Raw genomic sequence first — 7,788 nt, forward strand, 5'->3', positions numbered from 1 at the left:
CAACAAGGTCTACGACAGCTTCAGCGTCGGCATCTATCTCGACAACGCGCAGGGTGCGGTGGTGCAGTCCAACACCGTGGCACACACCTACGACACCGATTTCTACCGCAGCGGCAAGCCGGCGACGGGCATCGAGATCGCCAACGAGATTGGGGATCGTCAGCTCCCGTCCTCGGGTCTGGTGATTACCAACAACGTGCTCGGCGGCGTGGGCGACGTGCATTACAGCACCTATGGTGCCAACACCGGTCTGGTGAACTCGACGATTGCGCCGAACACCGTCTACAGCAGCCCTGATTCCATCACGGCGCCGGGCCAGCCGGCACCCACCCCGACCCCGACCCCGACGCCCACGCCGACCGATCACCCAGTCGCGGTGGCCGACGATAGCTATGCTGCCACGAAGGATAAGGCCCTCACGGTCGACGTGTCCAAAGGCGTTCTCGTCAACGACACGGCTCTCGATGGTGGCAAAGCCGCGGTTGCGGGTACGTTCACGACCACGCAGGGCGGAAGCGTGAAGCTCAACGCGGACGGCTCGTTCGTCTACACGCCGAAGTCGAGCTTCTTCGGCACGGACAGCTTCAAGTACACGGCTAAGGATGCTGATGGCGACACGGCCACCGGGACTGTGACCTTGAAGGTCGCGGACGGTGCTGTGACGTCTCCGACGCCCACCCCGACCCCCACGCCTACACCTGCGCCGTCCCGGCCGGTTACGACAAAGACGATCAATGGGACGAGCGGCGACAATGATCTGCGGGGCACGTCCGGCAACGACCTGATCAAGGGCAATGGCGGAAACGACAAGCTCTGGGGGATGGGCGGCAGCGATATCCTGACCGGCGGTGCGGGCAAGGACGCGTTTGTGTTTGCCGCCGACGTTGGAAAAGGCCTCTACTTCAAGCTCGGTAGCGGCAATGTGGATGTGATCACCGACTTCAACGTCGCCGATGACACGATCCATCTTGGCGATGAGATCTTCACCAAGCTCGCATACGGCAAGCTTTCCTCGAGCAGCTTCGTTGTCGGTACGAAGGCGTTGGATTCCAACGACCGGATCATCTACAACAAGACCACTGGCGACCTGTCCTACGATGCCGACGGTTCGGGTTCGGGTGCTGCCGTGAAGTTCGCGGTGATCGAGAACAAGGCTGCGCTGACCGCCGCCGACTTCTTCGTCATCTAAAAATCGTCTCGCGCGATAACATTGAAGCGGCCCCGGCATAGCCGGGGCCGCTTTGCGCATTCTCAGATGCGGAGACACGAGCGCGAAGAAGCCGCTCAGGACATCGAGGCCACCACTTCCAGCATCACTTCGGTTGCACCGCCGCCGATCGACAGGACGCGGGCATCGCGCGCCAGTCGCTCGATGGGGCTTTCTCTCATAAAGCCCATGGCCCCGTGAAACTGTACGCACGCGTACATGACCTCGTTTACGAGCTCGCCGCAGATCGCCTTCACCATCGAGACTTCGCGGATGCAATCCTCACCTGCCGCCATGCGCCAGGCTGTGGCATAAAGGAACTGGCGGGCCGCTTCCACTTTCGCGGTGAGCATTGCGAGGCGCTCACGGATTACCTGCATATCCCACAGAACGCCTCCGAATGCGCGGCGTGCCTTCACCCAGGCCAACGTCATTTCGATGGCCGCGTCGGCTGCTCCCAGGGCCATGGCGCCAAGGACAAGGCGTTCGTTCTGGAACTTTCCCATGATCGAATAGAAGCCCTGTCCCTCCGCTCCAAGGATATTTTCTGCAGGAATACGGCAACCGTCGAAGAAGAGTTCCGCGGTATCGGAGGAGCGCCAGCCATGTTTGTCGAGCGCACGCGCGACTCTCAGGCCTGGCGTGCCTTTCTCGACGAGAAACATCGAGATGCCATGGCTCCCGGCCGAAGGATCGGTCTTGGCCGCGACGCAGTAGAGATCCGCGTAGACACCGTTCGTGATGTAGAGCTTCGCTCCGTCGATGACATATGATTCGCCGTCCCGACGGGCGCGGGTCCGGATGCTCTTCACGTCCGATCCGGCGTCCGGTTCCGTGATTGCGATGGCGGTGATCACGTCGCCCGAGACGATCCCCGGCATCCAGCGGGCCCGCTGTGCCTTTGTGCCGTCGTGAAAGACGTGCACGGAGGCCATGTCCGTGTGAACCAGAGTCGCAATGGCGACGCCTCCATAGGTTGATCGCCCCAGCTCCTCTGCGAAGATTGCGGACGCGACCGTATCCATGTCCGCGCCGCCGTACTCGGTCGGGTAGCGGATGCCGAGGAAGCCGAGTTCGCCCATTCGCCGCAACGTTGCGCGAGGTATGAAGCCGTCCTCTTCCCATCGGTCGGCGTGTGGCTTGATCTCCTGTTCGACGAACCGTCTCACCTGGCCGCGCAGGAGTGCGTATTCCCCCGCAGCCCAAGGCAGCCCTGGCGGTTTCGCCGCTACACGAACATTATCCATCGCTCTCACCCGCCCTGCTGCTCGGTCTGACCGCAAAGCCCGCCCTACCGAAGTGGTTTTCCGACGTATTTCGAACTCCATCGCGAATCAGATTTCGATCTCCTCTCTTGGACCTTCCGATGTGGAAATCGTCTCCGAGCCTGCCATCCAGAGCATGCCATCGATCACCTCGGCCAGCTCGGCGACCGTGGGACGCTCGAAGAGATTGCGGAGCTGGACATCAACGCCGAAGGTTTCTCGCAGGCGCGATACGGCTCGCATAACAAGAAGCGAATGACCGCCCAGCCCGAAGAAATTGTCGTTTCGTCCGATGGAATCGACCTTCAGGAGGTCGCACCATAGGGCGGCCAGCGCTTTCTCCGTTTCCGTCGATGGGGCGACGAAGTCGTTTTCGGGTTGAATGTTCTCTGCAGTCGGCTCCGGGAGCGCCGCACGGTCGACCTTGCCGTTGGTCGTGAGCGGCATGCGATCCAGGCGGATGAAGTGCGTCGGCATCATGGCGTCTGTCAGCTCCTCGGCAAGGTGGGCACGTAAGTCCGCCGCGCTGACGGGCTTCGCGGAGACGTAATAGGCCACGAGCCGGGCGATGCCATCTTCCGCTGAGGCGGGTTCGATATAGCCGATCTGGGACATGATTTCCCTGATGCGTGGCACATCCAGCTCGTCGTTCAATTCGTCAATGGCTTCTTCCCGTGTCTTCTGTCCCAATCGAACGTCCCAACTATAGGGCAGGGCATAGTTGTGGTACCCGCGTTGCTTCTTGTGGACGAAGATGCCGACGTCGTTGATGAGACAGTTCGTGGAGCGCCCGGTGTCCGAGGGGCGGCTCCAGCCTGCCTGGGTCTTCAAGAAAGCGAGCATGTCCTCAAGTGGGACGCTCCAGTAGCGGTAGAAGTCGATGAACTTTACTTCCTCGAAGACCGAGTCTCCGCGGAAGATATCGACGTCGAGATAGCGTGATACGGCGTCTTCGCGGCGGTGATATTCCTTGCGCGCTTCGGCAACGAGCGAATCCAGTCGGGCTGGGTCGTAGTCGTCCCGCTTGAATACCTCTTCGGTCAGCCTGGTCTCGAAGAATTGCCCCCTCGACAATCCTGTGACTATATAGCCTATCCCCCTCTCTCGAGCGAGATGCGTCGCCAGCGTGTAGATCGTCTTGAAGCAGCCGTTGCAGACATTCGCGAAGCGCTTCAGGCTGTCGACGAAGATCTCGTTCATATGGGGTGTGCTTCCCCAGTGATGGTCCACACCTAGAGAGGTCACGAGACGCCTGATGTTGGCCTTGGCTCCCTCCGAGATGAACCCGTTGTCGAGAGTGAAGGTAAGGGGTTTCACGCCCATCGATATAAGCTTGCACAGCATGTAACTGCTGTCCTTGCCGCCGCTCAGGAGTACGATGCAGTCGTAGGGACCCTTGCGGTTCGCATGCATCTCCTCGATGAGGGCCTGAAGATCGTCCGGCGTCTTGAAATAGCTCTGCGCCTTGTCGACGTAACTGTCGAATGCCCGGCATAGATTGCAGACACCGGTTTCATCGTACGTCGTTCCTGGCATATCCGATGCAACACCGCACCGCTCGCAGTAGCGGGGTTCCGTCCGGTGTTTTCCCACCGATGCAGCGACGGCAACGGCACATTCCTCGATATCCGGGTGCTTCAGGAGGCGTGCCTCGATCTCTCCCAACTCGATCCGGGCGCCACCGACCTTCACCTGATGATCGGCCCGGCCGAGAAAATCAAGGCGGCCTTCCGAGCCCCAGCGGGCAAGATCGCCTGTTCTGTAGAGCCTCAGCGTCGAGGCCGGGTCGCGTGGATCCGGGGCGTTGATGAAGCGTTCGTCGGTCATGTCCGGGCGATTGAAGTAGCCTCTCGCAAGGCCGTCGCCGGCAATGAACATCTCGCCGATGACTCCAGGAGGAACGGGACGGTATTGTTCGTCCAGGACATAGATGCCCGCATTCGCCGCGGGAGATCCGATTGGGACGGATGGGGCCTGATCCGCCTCAATGTCGAAGCGATGAATCATGCAGCCGACCGTTGCTTCGGTCGGTCCGTACTCGTTGTAGATCTCGACCGGATGAGAAATGGCCCTCGTGATATCGCGTGCTAATTCCGTCTTGAAATCCTCGCCACCCACAATGAACTTGCGTATCCGGATGGACGTGAGATCGCGGTCGCGGATCATGGCAAGATGAGCTGGGGTCAGCTTCACGATATCGACGTCGTCGTCGTCTATGACCTTGAGCACGGTCATGCTCTGCGCGCCGGGCTCGCCGCGATACACGACGATGCGGCCGCCGGTGACGAGAGGGGTGAAGAGCGTCGTGACGGTCAGGTCGAAAGCCAGAGAGGAGAAGAGAGGCCATGCGAGGCTTTCGCCGTCGCTGTATACCTGGGCCGCCCACCAGACATAGTTCACCAAGCTCCGGTGCTCGATCATCACGCCCTTGGGAGTTCCGGTAGAGCCGGATGTGAAAATCATATAAGCCAAGCCGTCCGGAGTGGCCTCGGAATTCGTATCCGTGACGGGCTGGTCTGTGATCGATCCAAAGTCGGCGTCCAGCACGAACGTCCTGGCAAGGTCCGAAGGGAGGTTCGACTGAAGATCCCTTTGTGTGACGGCGAGCGGGATCCGTCCATCGGTGCCCTTGACGATGTCACTCAGGATCCTGGCGAGGCGTCCCTTGGGTGTTGCTGCATCGATAGGCACGTAGGCCGCTCCGGACTTCAGGATGCCGAGTATGGCCACGACGACCTCGATGGAGTGCTCCATGAACACCACGACGATGCTTCCTCGCCCAATTCCCGTCGATGCCAGATGAGTGGCCATCTGATTGGAGCGCTCATCGAGCTGCTTGTACGTGAGCGTTTCGTCGCCAAGGCGGATTGCTTCGGCATCCGGCGTCCGCTCAACCTGCGCACGGAACAGATCGACGACGGTCCTGTCGGACGGGTAGGGCGCCGACGTCGCATTGAACGCGGCGACAAGTGTCTGATAGTCCCGATCGCCGAGAAGAGGGATCGATGCTTTATCCGAAGTCGGGGCAAATAATTGGTTCACGAGTATGGCTCCCAGTTGCGGCATCGAGGATTGATCAATTCGATCCCGACAGACGGCGCGTGGATTCTCGGTACAGCTCAGCGATGGCAGGAGCATCGGGCTCCTCGAGCATGCGGGGAGCGTCGCATTCCTTGGGGCCGTAGTAGATCTCGGCCTGGGGAGCGATCTCCAGCCATCGAAGGGGTGCTGCTCCGGATCGTACCCAGGCTTTGTTGGGCAGGAACATGCATACGCGCCCCTGGTGCGGGATGGGAGTATATCGCCGCAGTGCCGTGATGGCCGTGGATTTGACGCGGGCTCTGCTTTCCAGGACCGGATCGGCGTTGGCCGTCTCACGAGCCTCGCGGACGGAAGTAAGGATCCTGCGGAAACGGTCGCCGGGGTTGCGGAACCGGCTGGCAAGATACCGGAGGCGTGCACCGAACGATGGGAGCTTTGCCAGCTCGCGCATGAGCGGCGCTGCCCGGCGCTTGGCGAAGAAGATGATGAGCCGAGGCAATACCTTATATGTGCTGGGATGAAGGGGGCCGAACAGGGCCAGGCATTGGATCTCTGCGCCGCGCTGGCCGAGACGTCGTGCCACTTCGAAAGCGGTGGCGGCGCCAGAACAATAGCCTGCGATAACGTATGGTCCCGAAGGCTGGAACTTGAGGATTTGTCCCGCAAAGTACTCGGCAATGTCTTCTATCCGATCCATCGGTTCGATCCGCCCATCGTAACCCGCCGGCTGGAGTGCGTAGAACGGTTGATCGTCGCCGAGACGCTTCGACAGATCGGAGAACGTGAACGGTGCTCCCACGTGTCCGGGAACGGCATAGATCGGCGTGCGCGCTCCACGGGATTGGAGCGGCACGATGGCGGGCTGTTGCCGGGCCGCCGCCGCGGCCATGTTCAGGAAACCGATGATCTCGGTCTTTCGATCCCGCAGCTGGTCGCGGAACTCAGGCGTCAGCGCGCCCGCTGGCGCGTTGCACCGCAGCCGGTCGCCTTCCACCCAGACCTTCACGTCCTTCCCCGCAAGGCCAGCGAGGAGCTCCGGGATTTTTAGTGCCGATGCCGTCATGAGGATCCTCCAACCGCTTCTGGACGACCACGGTCCCGATGTATCCCGGGCTTGGTATGAATGCGTGGACGCTCCAATCCCTTTCGTTCGATGAAATCGGTTGCCCCAGGCCGCATCCTTCGGCCTTGGAAATGGCTTCCAGCCGTGTCCAACGCTGGAGGAAGCCTGTCAGTCGTTCCTCCGTGCGGAGCGCGAGATACGTATCATGCTCGGATGCGGAGAAGCATAGCGAGGCAATTTGGTCTGCCTCGGGAACAGGACGGACAGCCTCGATATCCACCCCGACTTCGCGGTTGGTGGAGAGGGCAACCGCAGCCGCATCTTCGGATCGTGAGACGCTGAAGTGCAGATCGCCCGCGGGCATGCGGGAAGAGAGGATGGGCTTGCCTTGCGGGCCGTACTCGAATTCGATCCGGGCTGGTGCAATCCCCAACCTTGCGGCAAGGATATGGCGCACCAGTCCCCGCGTGGTGATGAAGCGCTGGCGGTCCCGATCCGAAACTAAGCGTTCGGCGCGCCGATATTCATCGTCCGTGAGGCAGGCCGCGATCCCATCGATCATCTCCGGCACAGCATCAAGCTCGAAAACGAAGACCTCCAGGTCTTCGTCCTCAGGAGCCGGCCTCACGACTCTATACCTCGGGTCAGCAGCCAGAGTCATACGTGGATCCCGTTCGTTGGGAGCGCTAGTATACTCAAGCGCAATTTGAACTGTTCAGCAGCGACGCGGCTCACACGGCTTCGACGACTAAAACATTCAGCTTCAACAATGAAACAGTCGAGATACAACGGAAGCAAGTAGCGCTTTTTGGGTATACGGATGCACCTATGCGCTACATCGAAAGATCCTGTCGATGTAAGTTACTTGAAACTATGTCACGCTCCTGAAAGCTGTCTCGCACAGCAATTGGGTCTGCTCGTCGCGTGCAGAAGCTCTGTGGGCAGAGGGCCGGCGCGGCCGCATAGTGTCCGAACGGCATGAGATGTGGCCGCATCGTCCGCGAACATTTATCTCACGACATTGTTTTTATTGTCGAAATAGCCGGATGTGCGGCTTGCTACCGGGTAGCGTCCCGGGAGGTGGTGTAGGAGCGGGCCGCGAGGGCGGCATGCGAAGCTCCCCATAGCGCAGCATGCCGCCTGTGAGGTGGTCATCGCCAGTCTTCGGTTAGAGTTTGGGTTGCGACACCTGACCCTGACCCCGGAGACGA

At 60.6% G+C, this 7,788-nt stretch carries 5 protein-coding genes; 1 reads left to right on the forward strand and 4 read right to left on the reverse strand.

Annotated features, from left to right (window positions below; all coding sequences use genetic code 11):
- Positions 1-1,189 (forward strand): Ig-like domain-containing protein (locus tag AB4097_RS21170; protein ID WP_442043221.1); only part of this gene is annotated, 1,189 nt, incomplete at its 5' end.
- Positions 1,190-1,284: 95 nt separating this feature from the next.
- On the opposite strand, the gene AB4097_RS21175 is transcribed toward AB4097_RS21170, so the two are convergent.
- The 4 genes from AB4097_RS21175 to AB4097_RS21190 all read right to left on the reverse strand — a co-directional run bounded on the left by AB4097_RS21175 (position 1,285) and on the right by AB4097_RS21190 (position 7,238).
- Entirely contained in the window at positions 1,285-2,454 is a 1,170-nt protein-coding gene (locus AB4097_RS21175; protein WP_442043223.1) for an acyl-CoA dehydrogenase family protein, read from the reverse strand.
- Between the two features lie 87 nt (positions 2,455-2,541).
- Entirely contained in the window at positions 2,542-5,514 is a 2,973-nt protein-coding gene (locus AB4097_RS21180) for an amino acid adenylation domain-containing protein (RefSeq protein WP_442043225.1), read from the reverse strand.
- Between the two features lie 34 nt (positions 5,515-5,548).
- Positions 5,549-6,520 carry a thioesterase domain-containing protein gene (locus AB4097_RS21185; protein WP_442043229.1) on the reverse strand — a complete coding sequence of 324 codons (972 nt, stop codon included), beginning with the start codon at positions 6,518-6,520 and terminating at the stop codon, positions 5,549-5,551.
- Complete coding sequence (locus tag AB4097_RS21190; protein ID WP_442043227.1) at positions 6,456-7,238, reverse strand: 4'-phosphopantetheinyl transferase family protein; 783 nt, start codon at positions 7,236-7,238, stop codon at positions 6,456-6,458. Before AB4097_RS21190 ends, AB4097_RS21185 begins: the two co-directional genes overlap by 65 nt.
- Between the last annotated feature and the right edge of the window lie 550 nt (positions 7,239-7,788).

This window comes from Microvirga sp. 2MCAF35, from assembly GCF_052115545.1.
In the GTDB taxonomy this organism is placed as follows: domain Bacteria; phylum Pseudomonadota; class Alphaproteobacteria; order Rhizobiales; family Beijerinckiaceae; genus Microvirga.

Excerpts from the sequence above, each read along its gene's own strand:
- AB4097_RS21190 (WP_442043227.1), bottom strand. The coding sequence starts at position 7,238 with ATGACTCTGGCTGCTGACCCGAGGTATAGAGTCGTGAGGCCGGCTCCT.
- AB4097_RS21175 (WP_442043223.1), bottom strand. The coding sequence starts at position 2,454 with ATGGATAATGTTCGTGTAGCGGCGAAACCGCCAGGGCTGCCTTGGGCT.